We start from the raw sequence: 16,584 nt of genomic DNA, 5'->3' as shown, positions 1-16,584 counted from the left end.
GGAACGGACAGACGTGAAATGGCGATGATCAACGGGCAAACGGATAGCGGCAAGGAGCAAGCCTCCGCACGCGCGTTCGAGCATGTGCCCGCCGAAATGCCGCTCCCGATGCCGGAGCAGGATTTCAGCGAGCATCCGCGCGACTTTCCGCACCGGCCGCTGAACATCGATCAATGGGCCCGGCGCATGCTCGTCATATTGCTGGCCTTATTGCCTGCATCCATGGCTGCGCATGAAATGCGGCGCTCCATTGGTCTCGACGGCATTTCGCTGTGGGAAGGCGTCTATCTTGCCCTTTTCATCCCGCTATTCGCCTGGATCGCCTTCGGCTTTGCCACCAGCCTTATCGGGTTCCTGATCCTGACAATGGGAAAGGCGTCGGCCGCCCAGCCCTATCGAACCTCCTTTGCCACCCCGCTCCGGGGGCGGACGGCCATATTGCTGCCGGTTTGCAACGAGGATTTCCTGGGCGTCATGGGCCGCCTGTCGATCATGGAGCGCTCCCTGGCTCAGGTCATGGGCAATGAACGCTTCGAATTCTTCATCCTGAGCGATTCCAACCCGGACAATGGCGAGATAGAGCGCAACACTTATCTGGAAATGCGCAAGGGCTTCTCGCGGCCGGTGCATTACCGCCGCCGCGCACTCAACATCGGCCGCAAGCCCGGCAATATCGCTGAATGGGTACAGCGGTTCGGCGGCGGCTATGATTATATGATCGTGCTGGACGCGGACAGCGTGATGAGCGGCCAGACAATGGCCCGGCTGGCGCTCGACTTGGAACGGCATCCGCATGTCGGCCTGATCCAGACCGTACCGACGATCGTAGGGGCATCCACCTTCTTTGCGCGCTGGCAGCAGTTCGCCAGCCGCCTGTTCGGCCCGATCTCGGCTGCGGGCATGATCTGGTGGGCGGGATCGGAAGGGATGTTCTGGGGGCATAATGCCATCCTGCGCACCAAGGCCTTCGCGCAGAGTTGCGGCCTTCCCGAACTGCCCGGCCGCGCCCCGTTCGGCGGCCATATCATGAGCCATGACATGATCGAGGCCGCGCTGCTTCGCCGCCGCGGCTGGGACGTGCACATGGTCATGGCCGACGACAGTTTCGAGGAGTTTCCCCCTTCCCTTCCCGATCTCGCCACCCGTGACCGCCGCTGGTGCCAGGGCAATATCCAGCATGTGCCGCTCATCCCCAAGATCAGGGGCTTGCATCTGGTCAGCCGGTTCCAGCTGCTGGTCGGCGCGTCGGCCTATTGTACGTCGCCGCTATGGCTGGCGCTCTTGCTCGTCGTGCTGGGTGGTGCGCTGGCTGGCGTCTGGCCGCCGAGCGCGATCCTGCCATCGGGCGGGCTGCTGGCGCTTACCGCTGTGCTGCTCTTCGGGCCGAAGCTGCTGGCCATGGGATGGGCGATGGCCGATCCGGCGCGGCGCATTGGCTTTGGCGGAGCGGCGCGCATGAGCCGGGGCGTCATGGCGGACATCGCGCTCTCGATCCTGATGGCGCCCGTCAGTATGCTCACGCAGACGATCAACCTGTTCGGCATATTGATGGGACGCAAAAGCAGCTGGAGCGGGCAGGTTCGCGACCGCGACGGCATGTCGATCGGGGGCGCCGTCTGGCTGTTCAAATATCATATCATGCTGGGCGGCTTGCTGACGGCATTGGCGATCCAGGGCGGCACGTCGGTGGGATGGATCATACCCGTGGTCGCGGGGCTTGTGCTTGCTCCCGTCCTTGCTGCCGTCACTGCGCGTAAAGGTCTGGGTCAGAAGGCGGAACGCAGCGGACTTTTTCAGGTGGCAGAGCCGTGGTGGCGGACAAACAGCTATCGCGCGCCGCATTATCCTGAGCAGGCTGCTGGGATGGCTCCGCTGCAGCAGGCAGTCGCGAACGATCGGCGATGAACTTTGTGCTCCTGCGGAGGCAGGAGCCCAGTCCACACGGCACAACTGGGTTCCTGCCTTCGCAGGAACACGGTAATGCGCAATGCATGAACAAAGCTGGCTATGTATATCTAATGGCTAGTGGCCGTAACGGCACGCTCTATCTTGGCGTGACCAGCGACCTCGTTCGCCGCAGCTGGCAGCATCGCAACGGGTTCGGCGGCGAGTTTTCCTTGAGATATCGCTGCCACTTTCTCGTCTGGTTTGAAACCCATGATGATCTGCAGGAAGCTCGTCTGCGCGAACTGCAGATCAAAAAGTGGAAGCGCGCTTGGAAGCTGCGCCTGATTGAAGAGAGTAACGCCGATTGGCGTGACCTATTTCACGAGATAGCCACCTAAACACGGTGCTCCTGCGAAGGCAGGAGCCTAGTTGGGACCGCAGAACAGGGCTCCTGCCTTAGCAGGCACACGGCGCAGAAAATTCAATCCCACTCGCGAAGCTTTTCGCGTAGCTTGTCCAGCGCCGCCTTCTTGATCTGGCACACGCGGGCTGCGCCGATGTCGAGCGCTTGGCCGATCTCCTCAAGGTTCAGTTCCTCGACGAAATAGAGCTGCAGCACCATGGCTTCGCGCTGCGGCAGTTCGCCGATGCACTTGGCAAGCGCAGCCTTGAGCGATTCGCGTTCCATGACATCGTCGGCGCGGTCTTCCACATCGGCGAACCACATGGACTGGTCGGAATAGACTTCATCCATGCTGGTGTGCTGCACCATCTCGCAACTGTCGGCGAGTTCGCGATAGTCGGCCGCTTCCATCCCCATTGCGCCAGCCATTTCCGCTTCGAGCGGCGCGCGGCGCAGCTGCTGCTCCAGCCGGTTGCGCACGGCGGCCAGCTGCTTGCGGTTGGCCATGGCCGACCGGGCGATCGTCGCCCCGCGCCGGAGATGATCGATCATCGCGCCGCGCACGCGCATCTGTGCGTAGGAGGCGAAACCTAGGCCGCGATCCTCAAAACCGTTCGCTGCCTCGACCAGTGCCACCATGCCGATCTGGAGCAGATCCTCGACCTCGACCGCGCTCGACACGCGGCCATGCACATGCCATGCGATCTTGCGCACCAGCGGCATGTAGCGGCGGGCGAGCTGTTCAGGGCTGTTGTTCGACCGGCCGTAGGTATTGGCGTCGGAACCGGCGATGACCTTCTTCATGAACATGGGTCAGTTATCCTCAGGCGACGCGTTCGCGAGTGGGAAGCGGATCGTGACGGGGCGCAGGCCGCTGCTCGCCGCCGACGACGGCGACGACCTCCACACCCTTGCCATCGGGGATTTCCAGGAAGGACAGCACCGGCGTTTCGGGCAAATGCGGCTTGAACAGCCGGGCGAGCGCGCGGCGCGCCACCGGCGACGTCACGATGGCGAAGTTGCGCGCCTGCCCCATGACCGGGCGCGCCGCCTGCACCACCGCTTCGATGATGCGGTTGGCAAGCGCGGGTTCGATCGGATGCTTGGCGTCGCCAGCAACGCGCATCGCCTGCGCGAGCAGCGCTTCCAGATCGCCGTCGAGCGTGATGACGGGCAGCGGCATCTTCACCGGAACCAGCCCCTGGATGATGAGCGCGCCGATCCGCTGGCGGACGGCCTCGACCAATTGCTCATGGCTCATGTCCGGCCGCGCGGCATCGACCATCGCTTCGCAGATGCGGCGGAAATCCTTGAGCGCGATGCCTTCGGAGAGCAGTGCGCGGCACAGCGCGGAAATCTGCGTGAGGCTGAGCGTGCCGGGGGTCAGGCCATCGACCAGCTGCGGCGCTGCGTCCTTCAGATTGTCGAGCAGCTTTCGCGCTTCGTCGAGACCGAACATCTCGCTCGCATTCATGGCGATCAGCTGATTGAGATGCGTCGCGACCACCGTCGGCGGATCGACAACGGTATAGCCCGCGACCACCGCTTCGCTGCGCTTGGCTGGCGAAATCCAGACGGCGTCGAGGCCGAATGTCGGGTCCTTCGCTTCACGACCGGACACCACGCCTTCCAGCGCGCCGCTGTCGAGGGCCAGCAGATCGTCGGGGAAAATCTCGTCCTCGCCGACGACGACGCCAGCGATGGTGATGCGATATTGGTTCGGCTCCAGCGCCAGATTGTCCTTCACGCGCACCATCGGCACGACAAAGCCTAGTTCCTTGGACAGCTGGCGGCGAATGCCGGTGATGCGGGCCATCAGCGGGGCGCCCTTGCGCTCGTCGACCAGACCGATGAGGCCATAGCCGATTTCAAGGCCGAGGATCGCGCCGTCCGACACGTCATTCCATTCGATCAGCGCGGGATTGGCGGGCTCCGGCATCGGCGCGGGCTCGGCAGCCTTCACCTTGGCCTGCTTGCGCAGGTGCCACGCGATATAGCCCGCGACCGCTGCCGCGGGCAGGATGATCATGTGCGGCATGCCGGGCAGGATGCCGAGGAAGGTCAGGATAGCAGCTACAGGCGTCCACGCCTTGCTCGATCCGAATTGGCCGGTGATCTGGTTCGACAGGTCATCCTCGCTGCCGACCCGCGTCACGATGGCAGCGGCGGCAATCGAGAGCAGCAGCGCGGGAACCTGCGCCACCAGCGCGTCGCCGATGGCGAGGATGATATAGGTCTGTGCGGCCTCGCCCATGGACAGGCCATGGCTGACCACGCCCAGGATGATGCCGCCGACGATGTTGATCGCCAGGATCAGGATGCCCGCGACCGCGTCGCCCTTCACGAACTTGGACGCACCGTCCATCGAACCGTAGAAGTCCGCTTCGGTCGCGACTTCGCGGCGGCGAACCTTCGCTTCTTCCGGGGTGAGCAGGCCAGCGTTGAGGTCGGCGTCGATCGCCATCTGCTTGCCCGGCAAGGCGTCCAGGGTGAAGCGCGCGCTGACTTCCGAAACGCGGCCCGCGCCCTTGGTGATGACCACCAGGTTGATGATCATCAGGATCGCGAAGACGAAGATGCCGACCACATAGTCGCCACCGATCAGGAAATGTCCGAACGCCTCAATGACATGGCCCGCAGCGTCCGATCCTTCATGGCCCGACACCAGCACGACACGCGTCGATGCGACGTTGAGCGCCAAGCGAAGCAAGGTCGCGAACAGCAGCACCGTCGGGAAGCTCGAAAAGTCCAGCGGCTTGGCGGCGTTCAGCGCCACCATCAGCACGGCCAGCGAAATCATGATGTTGGTGATGAAGCCAAGGTCCAGCATGAACGCGGGCACCGGCACCATCATGAACAGCACGACCATCAGCGTCGCGATGGGCAGCACGGCCCCCTTGGCGGCGCTCATCCAGATCTTCGCTTTGACTTGGGCAGGAGTCATGAGTGGCCGTTACCTTCCGAGGGTGGCGAGCATGAGATAGGCGAGGCGCGCGGTTTCCGGCTGCGGCTTGATGCTGACATCGGCCGCGCTGGCGAGGCGCTGGGTTTCGATCCGCACATAATCGGCGGGCTGCACCGTCTTCGCGCCATCGGGCAGCGAAGCGGCAGCATATTGGATGGGTCCGGTGTTGATCGAATCGACGCCGCGCTGAAGCTTTGACGCGAACCGGTCACGGATTTCGGCGAAGCTGCGAGGACTGCCGGAGCGATCGTAGAAGATGGAGCGGTTGGCCCGCGCGGCGGCGGGGAACATCGACGCGGCGGTTGCACCCGGCGCGCGATCATGGACCGACAGGAACTTGCTGGCCCCGCCGACGCCCAGGAAGTGGGCGAGGTAGAGATCGACCGGCTCAGCTTCACGGCCAAGCCGCTGTTCGAGATAGGCCTTGTTGTCGGCGGCATGCTGCGCAGCCATGACGGAGGCGGTTTCGGGGTGGTTGCGTAGATCCAGGATCTGCTGGCGCATTTCCGGGTTCGCGACATAATAGCGGCCGTTCTGGCCCCGGCTGATCATGTCGGCGGCCCAGCCAAGGCCATATTCGCTGCCATGCTTGTCGATGACGGCAAGCCAGCTCTGGTCGATAAACTGATACAGGCCCGTTGCCGACGAGGTGCTCGCGCGCGCCGTGGGATTAAGGCTGCTTTCGATCTTCGCCTGGCCCAGCAGATAGGCGAAGTCCACGCCCGTCCTGCGGCTCGCCATGGCGATCGCGTTCGTCACGCGGTTGCCGGTCGAAGCGCCTGTCGCTGCTATGTCTGCAAATGCCGACAATGAAATAATCCCCGTTGGTACCGGGGAGCATTAGAGCAAGGCTTATGCCAAGATTTGGTTAACGCGCGCTCCATAAATGTTGCTGGCGCGTTCAGCATGCAAAGAAAAAGGCGCCTCTGGGGCGCCTCGTCTCACAACATCAGAGTTTAACCTACCGTTCGGGGGAGCGGAGGCCCTGGCCTCTATCGCCCGTACACCAGCGGAGCCTGGGTCGACCCATGCGCCGCCAGCAGGGACAGGCGCTGTCCCGCATGATCGGTCAGCACATTGATCCGCACGCGCGCCGCTTCGATCATCGGCAGCAGCGCTGTCACTCGTTCGCGAATCGCGTCATCCGCGCGCCATGCGCCGATCGCACGCACTGCGGCGGCGCTCCGGCTCACATGGGCGGCGGCAGCATCGATGGCCGCGACGTCGGTGCCGTCAAGCGCGACGCGGAGCTCATCGAAAGCCGAGAAAAGGTCATCCAACGCTGCAAGGCCGAGCGGCATGATAAGCCTTAACCGTTGATCGGCAGGTCGAGCGCGAGCATCTTGTCGGCGATCGCAGCCGGATCGACCGGATAATTGCCCGACGCGATGGCCGCCTTGATCGCCGCGACGCGGTCCATGTTGACCGGCGCGCCTTCCGCCGCCATGCGGGCTGCGGGACTGGCGGATGCCGAAAATGACGACACGCTCGGCCCACCCTTGTCGGAAGCGCTCCGCGTCTTGCCGCTGTCCCGCAACCGGGAAGCCTCTATGGCGGCGCTCATATTCTGGCCGACAGATTTGATCATGGCTTACAATCCTTCACTCGTCCCGTTCACCCTATAACGGCAGGGTTCAGAAATCATTAAATCCCGGAATGCGCACGGTGCCCATTTCGACCACCTGCGCCAGGACAGGCGTGGACCGCTTGTCCTCGCGCACGCGGATGGTGTCGCCCACGGCGCCGTCTTCATCCGCGATCATCGCGCGCGAGACGCTGAAACTCGCATTGCCGGCGAGCAGCTGGACCGGGTCCCCCCGCTTCACCACCAAATCGCGCTGCGCAGGACGCGCAGCAACGCCATAGCGCGCAACCGGTGCCGCAGCAGCGCCGCCGCCGCCGCTCAAGGGCACGCGGATACGCCACCCTACGGAGTCGCACTTCACGATCGCCGCGCCGAAAGTCGGCCCTTCGACGCTCGGCGTCACAGGGCAGGCCGCCAGCCGCAGTCGCCGGTCAACTGGCGCGATAGGCCCGCCAGGCTCGCCGATATTGGCGCCCACGGTCATCGCGACCAAGCCGTCCAGCCGATCCAGATTCTCGAATTTCTGTTGCGCCAGCGCAGGCTGACAAACTGCTGTGGCCAGCACCATGGCGGCAATAAGGGGCAGCGTTTTCACAGCATATCTCCGGATGCGGGCAGATTCATGCCACGCATTAAGCATCCGATATGGCTAACAAGTCGTTAATGCTGCCCGGCAGCTTCCCCGATGCGGATCAGCTGGCCCTTGCCCGTGCCGCCGTCCATCTGGTCGAGGCCGCGAATGCGCAGCCGGTCACCTGCCAGCCCCTGCGCCTTCAACTCGCGCGCCACCGCGCCAAGCCGCGCCGCCGCGAGATCCCAGGGATCGAACCGCCGTCGCGCGGGATCGGTGCCAAGGCTGCTGATGTCGATCCTGCCGCTGCCCGATCGCAGGCCTGCTGCCACTCTTGCCAGCGCTGCCCTGCCATGACTCGACAACAATGCCTCATCCGGCAGGAACAGCTCCGCCGCGCGCAGCTCCATGTCCTTGGCCACCGCGCGCCCGCCAAATTGCTGACGCACCTGCGCCAGCATCGCGTCGCGCTTCTGCCCGCTTGCCTGCAACAAAATGAAGAAGCCGAGCAGCAACAACAGCAGGTCTGCGAAACTCACGGCCCATCGGTTGCGCCGGGCTTGCGAGGCGGCAGCGATCATCACGCCACCTCGCGGATGGCTGCCCGCAGCGTCGTCACATTCTCCCGCCGCGCGATGGCGACCAGGCGGCTGGCCGCTTCCTTCTGCCAAGCCAGTTCCCGCTCCGACAGGTCGGCAAGGCGGCTCGCGATGGGAGCGGCGATGACATTGGCGATCACCACGCCGTACAGCGTCGTCAGCAGCGCCAGCGCCATGGACGGCCCCAGAGCCGCCGGATCGTCCATCGCCGCGAACATGCCGATCAGGCCCAATATGGTGCCCGCCATGCCCAGCGCGGGGGCGGCATCGGCAATGGACAGCCAGACGTTGCGCGCACCGGCATGGCGGCGCGCCCGGTCGGCCAGCGCCTGCGCTGCCCAAATCTCGAACTGCTCGGTCTTTTCGCTGTTGGCGAGGCGCCGTGCCGCTTCAGCGAGGAAGGGGTTGGCGGTCTTCACCCGATCGGTGCAAGCAAGCCCGCGCAGTTGCGCGACCTGGTCGATCTTCAGCAAGGCCGCGCGCGCCGTCGCCTGATCCTTGTCCGGATCGGCGCGCAGCAGCGGCACCAGCGCGGCGAAACCACGCCCGATCGCCGGACCGCCATTCTGGAACAGCGCCACCGCGCCCACCCCGCCGATCATGATCAGCAGCGTCAGGGGATCGAAAAGCTGCGCCAATAGTCCGATCATCAACCAGTCCCCCATTCACCCGGATCACCAGCGGCAAAGCCTTGCCCAGGACCGGCAAAATCTTGCCGCCCCTGCCGCCGCCTTCATCCGAACCCAAGGATTTCCGCCGTTTCCGCACATGCCGATGCGTCACCCACGCAAATTGGCACGGCTCTTGCGAAATAGCCTTCGGATCACCTCCGGTTCACGCCAACAGGGCTCAGAACGGCGGAGGAACCGCAAAGTTTAGGCCCTCAAGGGCAAAAAGACGGAAAGACGGAAATGTCGCTGGAAGACGGATTGTTCGGAGTACATGGAAAGGCGCTGGCGCTTCGCTCGCAACGCCTGTCCCTGCTCGCGTCCAACATCGCGAACGCCTCGACGCCCGGCTACAAGGCGCGGGACATCGATTTCGACGCTGCGCTGAAGGAAGCGACGACGCGCCAGCAGGGCAGCGGAATAGCGGATGTCAGCAAGGCCGTGGACAACAGCATGGGCTATCGCGTGCCGCTTCAGCCCAGCCTCGACGGCAACACCGTCGAACTCAGCACCGAACAGACGCTGTTTGCTGAAAACGCCGTCAAATACCGCACGACCCTCTCCTTCCTGGAAGGGCGCATCAACACCATCACGCGCGCGCTGAAGGGAGAATGAGCATGAGCGGTTCTGGCCCCATGAATGTCTTCGACATCGCCGGCCGCGCCATGAGCGCGCAGCTTGTGCGATTGAACGCCACGGCTTCCAACATGGCCAATGCGGGCAATGTCACCGGAAGCGAGGCGGACGCCTATCGCGCCATCAAGCCGGTTTTCCAATCGGTCACCGACAAGCCCGGCGTGTCCACCGTGAAGGTCGCCAACGTCCTCACCACCGACGCCAAGCCGACCAAGCGCCACGACCCCAACCACCCGCTCGCCGACCAGAACGGCGATGTGTGGGAAGCGGCTGTCGATAGCAGCGCGGAGCTGGTCGACATGATCGAGACCGCCCGCATGTACCAGAACAATGTGCAGGTGTTGAACACCGCCAAATCCCTCATGCTCGAAACCATAAGGATCGGCAAATGAGCACGACCTCCACCGTCACCGACAGCGCGGGCCTTTCCGTCTATAATCCGTACAAGAATGTCGGCACGGGCAAGGCAGAGATGGGCCAGGCCGATTTCCTGCGTCTCCTCACCGCGCAGATGCAGACGCAGGACCCGTTCGCGCCGATGGATAACGCGCAGATGGTCGCCCAGATGGCCACCATCACCAACAGCAGCGGCATTGCGGAAATGAACCAGACGCTGAAAGGCCTTGCCTCGCAGCTTACGGGCTCGCGCCTTGGCGATGCGGCAAGCTGGATCGGCAAGTCGATGCTGGTTCAAAGCAACATCGTCGCCCCCGATGCGTCCGGTCAATATATCGGCCAGGTCAGCTTCAAGGACGCGACCAGCGGCGCGACCGTCGATCTGCTCGACGGGTCCGGCAACGTGCTCAAGACCATCGATCTCGGCAATCAGCCCGCAGGCGACGTCAATTTCTACTGGGACGGCAAGAATGAGGCGGGAGAGCGGGTCGCCACCGACGCGCTCAAGATTCGCGTCAACGGCGCTTCACCGTCGCGTGTCGCCAGTTGGGCCACCATCGCCGCCGTCCAGTCACCCGCCGACGGCAGCGCCTCCAAGCTCATCACCCCATTGGGCAGCTACAGCCCGTCGGACGCCATTTCACTCGCCTAACCTCGTGACCTAGAAATACTTCAAATCCTTTTCACCCAAGGAGCAACGCCATGTCCTTCTACATCTCGCTTTCCGGCCTCAAGGCCGCCCAGACCGATCTGGCGACCATCGCCAATAACGTCTCCAACGTGAACTCCACCGCCTTTAAGAAGAGCAAGGCCGTGTTCGGCGATATCTTCGCCGCCGCGCCGATGCAGACGACCACGCAGGTCGCTGGCCAGGGCGCGCGCGTGCAGGGGATCACCCAGCAGTTCACGCAGGGCACGATCGAGGGTACCGACAAGACGCTCGACCTCGCCATCACTGGCGAAGGCTTCTTCACCGTCAAGCGCACCGGCGACAGCCAGGTCAGCTTCACGCGTAACGGCGCCCTGTCGCTGACGGAGGACCGCTTCGTCGTCGACACGACCGGCGCCCGCGTGCAGGTGATCCCCGTTGACCCTGCCACTGGCCAGCCCAGCGCCGCGATCGCCGCTGGCCTTGCCGCCGGCACGCTGACCTCCGCTGACCTTGCCGATCTTCAGGTTCCCACCAATTGGCCAGCCGGCGGCACCGGTAACCAGCTCAACAGCGTCGGCGTCGGCAAGGATGGCCAGATCACCGGCGTCTATGCCGATGGGTCGACCGTTTACCTCGGCACCACCGCCATGGCGGCCTTCAACAGCCAGGACGGCCTGCGCCAGATGGGCGACGCACACTGGACCTCGACCTCGGCCAGCGGCGAGCCGCGCTTCGGCACCGGCAACAGCGGCCTTTACGGCTCGGTACGCTCGGGTGCTCTCGAACGCGCCAATGTCGATATTACCGAGGAACTGGTCGCCCTGATCTCGGCCCAGCGCAACTTCCAGGCGAACTCGAAGGCGATCGAGGCGGCGAACACGCTGTCGACCACCATCGTCAACATGCGCACTTAATAACAAGGCGCAGGGATGCTCACGCATCCGCGCCTTGGCTACGCTCAGGCCCCGCGCGGGCTTCACCGGGTTTCACGAAACCCGGTCAGCCCGCCGCGCTAGGAACAGGACAAAGTCATGGACCGGCTCGTCAACACGGCACTCACCGCAATGCGCGGCGCAATGGCGCGGCAGGCGGCGATTTCCAACAATCTCGCGAACGTCAACACCGTTGGCTTCCGGGCGGAGATCGCCAATGCAGAGACGCGCTGGATCAAGGGCGATGGTTTCGACACGCGGGCGCAAGCGTCCGAACAGGTGATCGCGTCCGACATGGCGCAGGGCGCGGTCGTCGAAACCGGCAATCCGCTGGACGTGGCCATGAACGGCGATGCACTGCTCGCCGTTCAAGCCGCGGACGGCAGCGAGGCCTATACGCGCCGCGGCGACCTTAAACTCTCCGACAGCGGCCTCCTCACCACCGGCGACGGCCTGCCGGTTCTTGGCGAAGGCGGCCCGATCACCCTGCCGCAGATGGACAGCGTCTCGATCTCGCAGGACGGGAGCATCTGGGGCGTGCCCCAGGGCGGCGACCCGGCGAACCCGCAGCGCGTCGATGGCCTGAAGCTCGTCCGCGCGGTCGGCTCCAGCATCGCCAAGGGCACGGATGGCCTTTTCCGCGAAACCAATGGCGGCGTCCTGCCGACCGATCCCCTCGCGACCGTCACCGGCGGCTCCGTCGAAGGCTCCAACGTCAACGCCACATCGGCGCTTGTGCAGATGATCGAGGCGAGCCGCGCCTGGGAAACCCAGGTGAAGCTGATCGACACGGCCAAGCAACTGGATGACGGCGGCGCGTCGCTCATGCGGCTAGATGGTTAATCTGGCACGAACCTTGCTTTTCATTCTGCAAGCCTGACCGGCAACACGGAGTTTCAAGACGATGAGCAACGCAGCCCTTCACGTCGCCCGCACCGGCCTTGACGCGCAGAACACGAAGATGCGCGTCATCGCCAACAACCTGGCGAACGTCAACACAACCGCCTTCAAGCGCGACCGCGCCGATTTCGAGACCCTCGCCTACCAGCAGATGGTCGCAGCGGGCGCCAACTCGGACGCTGAGAACAAGTTCGCCACCGGCCTCAATCTGGGCTCGGGCGTCGCGATGCAGGGGACCAGCAAGATCAACACGCAGGGCACGTTGCAGCAGACCGGCAACGCGCTCGACATGGCGATCGAAGGGTCTGGCTTCTTCCAGGTCCAGCGGCCGGACGGCTCCACCGCCTATACCCGTGCGGGCAATTTCAGCACCACGGCGGAAGGCGTGGTCGTGACCAGCGACGGCCTCCCCCTGGTGCCGCAGCTCACCGTGCCACAGGGCGCGACCGGCATCACCATCGGCAATGACGGCACCGTCACCGCCACGCTTCAGGGCCAGACCGAACCGACCCAGCTCGGCCAGATCGAACTGGCAAGCTTCATGAACCCGGCCGGGCTTCAGCCGATCGGCGGCAACCTGCTCACCGAAAGCGCCGCCAGCGGCACGCCGCAGGTTGGTGTTGCTGGGCTCGAAGGCCGGGGCGTCATCCGCTCGGGCAATCTTGAAACCTCGAACGTCAACGTGGTCGAGGAACTGGTCGACATGATCGAAACGCAGCGCGCCTATGAGGTGAACAGCAAGATGATCAAGGCGACCGACGAAATGCTGCAATATGTGAATCAGCAGCTGTGAGCGGGATGATGCGCTTCGCCTCCACCTCCATCCTCGCACTTTCACTGGTGGCCCTCGCAGCCACCCCGGCAATGGCCGGCAAAAAGCGCGATGCCGAGCGGCAATTTTATGCCCCCACCGTCGTTGCCGCCCCTGCCGCTCCTGTGGCGAACGGTTCGATCTTCCAGGCGTCGATGGGCTATACCCCGCTCACCAGCGGCGCGCGCGCGCAGAGCGTTGGCGATATCATCACCATCGTTCTGGTGGAACGCACCCAAGCGACGAAGACCAATTCGGCCGACACCAGCCGCAGCGGCAGCATCGGCCTGACGCCGCCGACCACCGGCCTCTTCTCGAAGCTCTTCTCACCGAGCGACATTGCGGCAAGCGGTGACCAGGGCTTCACCGGTAAGGGCAATGCGACCCAATCCAACGCGCTGAACGGAGAAATCACCGTGACGATCGCAGCAGTCTATCCCAACGGCACGATGCTGGTGAAGGGTGAGAAGGCGCTGACGCTCAACCGCGGCGACGAATATATCCAGATCAGCGGCCTCGTCCGCCAGGCCGACATCAGCCCGGACAACCGCATCGCATCGACCCGCGTCGCCGACGCCAAGATCATCTATACCGGCAAGGGCGAGATCGCCCGCGCAAGCCGCCAGGGCTGGCTGCAGCGCTTCTTCTCGATGATCAGCCCCTTCTGATGGAGATTGCAATGACCATCCTCGATCGCATCTCCCAGATCCTCCCCTTCACGGGGAGGGGGACCGCCGCGAAGCGGTGGTGGAGGGGTCGCGCGCTCTCGATGGAGCAGACACCCCTCCGTCAGCGCCTCGCGCTGACACCTCCCCTCGCAGGGGAGGATTTTCTACGGCGCGCGCTTGTCGTAATTGCAGTCCTCCTCACCTTCACCACCCCCGCCCATGCCGAACGCATCAAGGACCTCGGCACGTTCCAGGGCGTCCGCCCCAACCAGCTGACCGGCTACGGCATCGTCGTGGGCCTCGCAGGCACGGGCGACGACAGCCTCGATTATGCGACGCAAGGCGTGAAGGGCGTCGTCTCGCGCTTCGGCCTTACCTTGCCGCAGGGCATCAACCCCGCGCTCAAGAACGCCGCCGCCGTGCTCGTCACCGCCGACCTCCCCGCTTTTTCCAAGCCTGGCCAGCGGCTCGACGTCACCGTCTCGGCGCTCGGCAAGGCCAAGTCGCTGCGCGGCGGCACGCTCATCATGACGCCCCTGCGCGGCGCGGATAATGAAATCTACGCCATGGCACAGGGCAACCTCGCCGTCGGCGGGCTAGGCGTGTCTGGCGCGGACGGCAGCCAGGTTTCGGTGAACATTCCTTCGGCTGGCCGCATTCCCAGCGGCGCGACCGTGGAGCGCGCCGTCGCGACCGGCTTCGATACGGCCCCCACCCTCACATTCAACCTCGCCGAAGCAGACCTCACCACCGCCCTGCGCGTGGCGGACGGCATCAACCGCACTTTCGGCGACAATCGCGCTCGCGCCACCGACGCCGTTTCAGTGGACATCACCGCCGCCCCCGGCGCGACCGACCGCATCATGATGATGGGCATGATCGAAAATATCGAGATCAAGCCCGCCGACGCGCCCGCCAAGGTCATCGTCAACGCGCGCACCGGCACCGTCGTCATCAACGGCGCGGTGAAAATCCATCCGGCCGCCGTCGCGCACGGCAAATTGACCGTCAGCGTCAATGAAAGCCCGCGCATCGTCCAGCCTGCTCCCTTCTCGCAAGGGCGCACCGCCATGGAGCCTTCCAGCTCGATTTCGATCGATCAGGAAAAGAAACCAATGGTTAATTTTAAAGGTGGAGCATCGCTGGCCGATATAGTGAAGGCGGTGAATGCCATCGGAGCATCCCCCGCCGACATGGTCGCGATCCTCGAAGCCTTGAAGCAGGCAGGCGCGATGAAGGCTGAACTGGTGGTGTTGTGATGCAGATAAATGCGATTTCCAAAGGGGTTCAGCCCGCCGCCTCGCCCGAAAAGGCGCAGCTGGAGAAGGTTGCCAAGCAGTTCGAGGCAATCTTCCTGCGCCAGATGATCGGCACAATGCGCCAGTCTGGCGGCGGCGAAGGCATTTTCGATTCGAGCGCGACCGAACAGTTTCGCGACATGTCCGACGCGCGCACCGCCGACGCGATGGCGGAAAAAGGCAGCCTTGGCATCGCCGAAATGCTGCTGCGCCAATATGAAGCCCGCCAGCCGGTCGCGCCTGCCGCCACCGCGCAGGATAAGGGCGAATGAGCGACCTCTTCATCATCGGGGCTTCGGGCACCAAGGCCTATCGCCAGGCGATGGCCGCGATCTCGGAAAATATCGCGAACGCAAGCACCGAAGGCTATTCGCGCCGCTCGCTGACCACAATCGAATCGGGTTCCTCGACTGCCACGATGGCGACCTATATCGCCCGCGCCAATTTCGGCGGGACAGAGGTGCAGGGCGTAAACCGTGCGTCCGACCCCTATCTGGACGCGGCCGTGCGCTCCAGCGGCATGGCGCTCAGCAATTCCACCGCCCGGCTGCGATGGATGACCGACCTGGAAGGCGCGCTCAACGATACGGAAACCGGCATCGGCAAGCTGATGACCGGCATGTACCAGAATATGGACAAGCTCGCCGCCAGCCCGAGCGACCGCTCGCTGCGCGTCACCACGCTGGACAGCATCAGCCGCGTTGCCGAAGCGTTTCAGCGGACCTCGGCCGATCTTTCGCAGGTATCCAGCGGCATAGCCACCGAAGCCACGGCATCCGTCGAAACCATCAACCGCTCGCTGTCGCAACTGGCCGGTATCAACAACAGCCTGCTGCGCGCGCAGCCCGGCACGTCGGCCTATGCGCAGCTTCTGGACAGCCGTGACGCGGCGCTGAACACGCTGTCGGCCAACTTGAATGTCGACATCAGCTTCGGCGCGCATGACGTGGCGACGATCAACTATAACGGCACGACGATCGTGCAGGGCGACGCTGCCACCACGTTGGCGTTGACGGTCAACGCGAATGGCACGCTGGCGCTCGCCACGGCTGGCGGAACCGCGCTGACAGCACCTGCAAATGGTACGCTTGGTGGCCTCTTTTCCTCGGCCGTCACGACATCGCAGCGCCGCACCAGCCTGGACACGCTGGCGCAGCAGTTCGTGACGGACATGAACAATTGGCACGCGCAGGGGCGTACCGATGCCAATGCGGTGGGCGGCGCGCTGCTGTCCGGGACGACCGCGGCGACTGTCACCGCACTGATCACCGATCCCGCTGCGCTCGCGACCAAGTCGGCGGACGGAACGCTGAACGGCAACCTGCTTACCGTCTCGACGGTGCTGCGCGGCAATGGCAGCGTCGAGCAGGGCTGGACCTCGATCATCGCGACGCAGGCGAACCTGCTCGCGTCCATCAAGGCTGAACAGACGACCGCGCAGGGCCGCAGCGACCAGGCCATCGCCGCGCGCGAAGCCGTGAGCGGCGTCGATCTCGATATGGAAGCGGCAGAGCTCCTGCGCCTGCAACAGGCCTATTCCGGCTCGGCGAAAATCCTTCAGATCGCGAAGGAAACCGTCGATGCCATCCTGCAGATCATCTGAAAGGGCTGAC

Annotated in this window: 20 protein-coding genes; 12 read left to right on the top strand and 8 right to left on the bottom strand. The window is 64.2% G+C overall.

Features of this window, described 5'->3' with window-relative positions:
* Positions 1–24 precede the first annotated feature (24 nt).
* Positions 25–1,905 (top strand): glucans biosynthesis glucosyltransferase MdoH, encoded by a 1,881-nt coding sequence (gene mdoH, locus MU848_RS04890; protein ID WP_247231652.1) that lies wholly within the window; start codon positions 25–27, stop codon positions 1,903–1,905.
* 86 nt (positions 1,906–1,991) lie between these two features.
* Complete coding sequence (locus tag MU848_RS04885; protein ID WP_247230580.1) at positions 1,992–2,285, top strand: GIY-YIG nuclease family protein; 294 nt, start codon at positions 1,992–1,994, stop codon at positions 2,283–2,285.
* 83 nt (positions 2,286–2,368) lie between these two features.
* Here the strand turns inward: MU848_RS04885 and MU848_RS04880 are convergent, their stop codons facing one another.
* From MU848_RS04880 to MU848_RS04845, 8 genes are all read right to left on the bottom strand, one after another.
* Complete coding sequence (locus MU848_RS04880; RefSeq protein WP_247230578.1) at positions 2,369–3,100, bottom strand: sigma-70 family RNA polymerase sigma factor; 732 nt, start codon at positions 3,098–3,100, stop codon at positions 2,369–2,371.
* Positions 3,101–3,113: 13 nt separating this feature from the next.
* Positions 3,114–5,234: a flagellar biosynthesis protein FlhA gene (flhA, locus tag MU848_RS04875; protein WP_247230576.1), complete on the bottom strand. Its 2,121-nt coding sequence runs from the start codon at positions 5,232–5,234 to the stop codon at positions 3,114–3,116.
* A gap of 9 nt (positions 5,235–5,243) precedes the next feature.
* On the bottom strand, positions 5,244–6,065 hold the full coding sequence (locus MU848_RS04870; protein WP_247230574.1) for a lytic transglycosylase domain-containing protein: 822 nt from the start codon (positions 6,063–6,065) through the stop codon (positions 5,244–5,246).
* Between the two features lie 182 nt (positions 6,066–6,247).
* On the bottom strand, positions 6,248–6,556 hold the full coding sequence (locus MU848_RS04865) for a hypothetical protein (RefSeq protein WP_097092164.1): 309 nt from the start codon (positions 6,554–6,556) through the stop codon (positions 6,248–6,250).
* An 8-nt stretch (positions 6,557–6,564) separates the two neighbouring features.
* Entirely contained in the window at positions 6,565–6,843 is a 279-nt protein-coding gene (gene flgM / locus MU848_RS04860) for a flagellar biosynthesis anti-sigma factor FlgM (RefSeq protein WP_201514738.1), read from the bottom strand.
* Positions 6,844–6,889: 46 nt separating this feature from the next.
* Positions 6,890–7,408, bottom strand: a complete 519-nt coding sequence (locus MU848_RS04855; protein ID WP_247231650.1) for a flagella basal body P-ring formation protein FlgA — start codon at positions 7,406–7,408, stop codon at positions 6,890–6,892.
* A gap of 92 nt (positions 7,409–7,500) precedes the next feature.
* On the bottom strand, positions 7,501–7,992 hold the full coding sequence (locus MU848_RS04850; protein ID WP_247230572.1) for a flagellar motor protein MotB: 492 nt from the start codon (positions 7,990–7,992) through the stop codon (positions 7,501–7,503).
* Complete coding sequence (locus MU848_RS04845; RefSeq protein ID WP_247230571.1) at positions 7,992–8,660, bottom strand: motility protein A; 669 nt, start codon at positions 8,658–8,660, stop codon at positions 7,992–7,994. The genes MU848_RS04850 and MU848_RS04845 overlap by 1 nt, the downstream gene beginning before the upstream one ends.
* 261 nt (positions 8,661–8,921) lie before the next feature.
* Here MU848_RS04845 and flgB point away from each other — a divergent pair, with 261 nt between their 5' ends.
* The 10 genes from flgB (at position 8,922) to flgK (ending at position 16,574) form a co-directional block, all read left to right on the top strand.
* Positions 8,922–9,293 carry a flagellar basal body rod protein FlgB gene (gene flgB, locus MU848_RS04840; RefSeq protein WP_247230569.1) on the top strand — a complete coding sequence of 124 codons (372 nt, stop codon included), beginning with the start codon at positions 8,922–8,924 and terminating at the stop codon, positions 9,291–9,293.
* Positions 9,294–9,295: 2 nt separating this feature from the next.
* Positions 9,296–9,706 (top strand): flagellar basal body rod protein FlgC, encoded by a 411-nt coding sequence (gene flgC / locus MU848_RS04835; RefSeq protein WP_097092168.1) that lies wholly within the window; start codon positions 9,296–9,298, stop codon positions 9,704–9,706.
* Positions 9,703–10,362: a flagellar hook assembly protein FlgD gene (locus MU848_RS04830; protein WP_201514741.1), complete on the top strand. Its 660-nt coding sequence runs from the start codon at positions 9,703–9,705 to the stop codon at positions 10,360–10,362. The genes flgC and MU848_RS04830 overlap by 4 nt, the downstream gene beginning before the upstream one ends.
* A 50-nt stretch (positions 10,363–10,412) precedes the next feature.
* Complete coding sequence (locus MU848_RS04825; RefSeq protein ID WP_247230567.1) at positions 10,413–11,276, top strand: flagellar hook-basal body complex protein; 864 nt, start codon at positions 10,413–10,415, stop codon at positions 11,274–11,276.
* A 117-nt stretch (positions 11,277–11,393) separates the two neighbouring features.
* On the top strand, positions 11,394–12,137 hold the full coding sequence (locus MU848_RS04820; protein WP_247230565.1) for a flagellar basal body rod protein FlgF: 744 nt from the start codon (positions 11,394–11,396) through the stop codon (positions 12,135–12,137).
* A 61-nt stretch (positions 12,138–12,198) separates the two neighbouring features.
* On the top strand, positions 12,199–12,987 hold the full coding sequence (gene flgG / locus MU848_RS04815; protein WP_097092172.1) for a flagellar basal-body rod protein FlgG: 789 nt from the start codon (positions 12,199–12,201) through the stop codon (positions 12,985–12,987).
* An 8-nt stretch (positions 12,988–12,995) separates the two neighbouring features.
* Positions 12,996–13,673, top strand: coding sequence for a flagellar basal body L-ring protein FlgH (locus tag MU848_RS04810; protein WP_247231649.1), 678 nt, complete (start codon positions 12,996–12,998; stop codon positions 13,671–13,673).
* Between the two features lie 11 nt (positions 13,674–13,684).
* Positions 13,685–14,932, top strand: a complete 1,248-nt coding sequence (locus MU848_RS04805; RefSeq protein ID WP_247230563.1) for a flagellar basal body P-ring protein FlgI — start codon at positions 13,685–13,687, stop codon at positions 14,930–14,932.
* A complete protein-coding gene (locus MU848_RS04800) occupies positions 14,932–15,243 on the top strand; it encodes a rod-binding protein (protein WP_247230562.1) in 312 nt (103 codons plus the stop codon). The genes MU848_RS04805 and MU848_RS04800 overlap by 1 nt, the downstream gene beginning before the upstream one ends.
* A complete protein-coding gene (gene flgK / locus MU848_RS04795; protein ID WP_247230560.1) occupies positions 15,240–16,574 on the top strand; it encodes a flagellar hook-associated protein FlgK in 1,335 nt (444 codons plus the stop codon). The genes MU848_RS04800 and flgK overlap by 4 nt, the downstream gene beginning before the upstream one ends.
* The last annotated feature ends 10 nt before the right edge of the window (positions 16,575–16,584 follow it).

The sequence above is a fragment of the Sphingobium agri genome, from assembly GCF_023051225.1.
In the GTDB taxonomy this organism is placed as follows: domain Bacteria; phylum Pseudomonadota; class Alphaproteobacteria; order Sphingomonadales; family Sphingomonadaceae; genus Sphingobium; species Sphingobium agri.
This window is presented reverse-complemented; position numbering and strand designations above follow the sequence as displayed.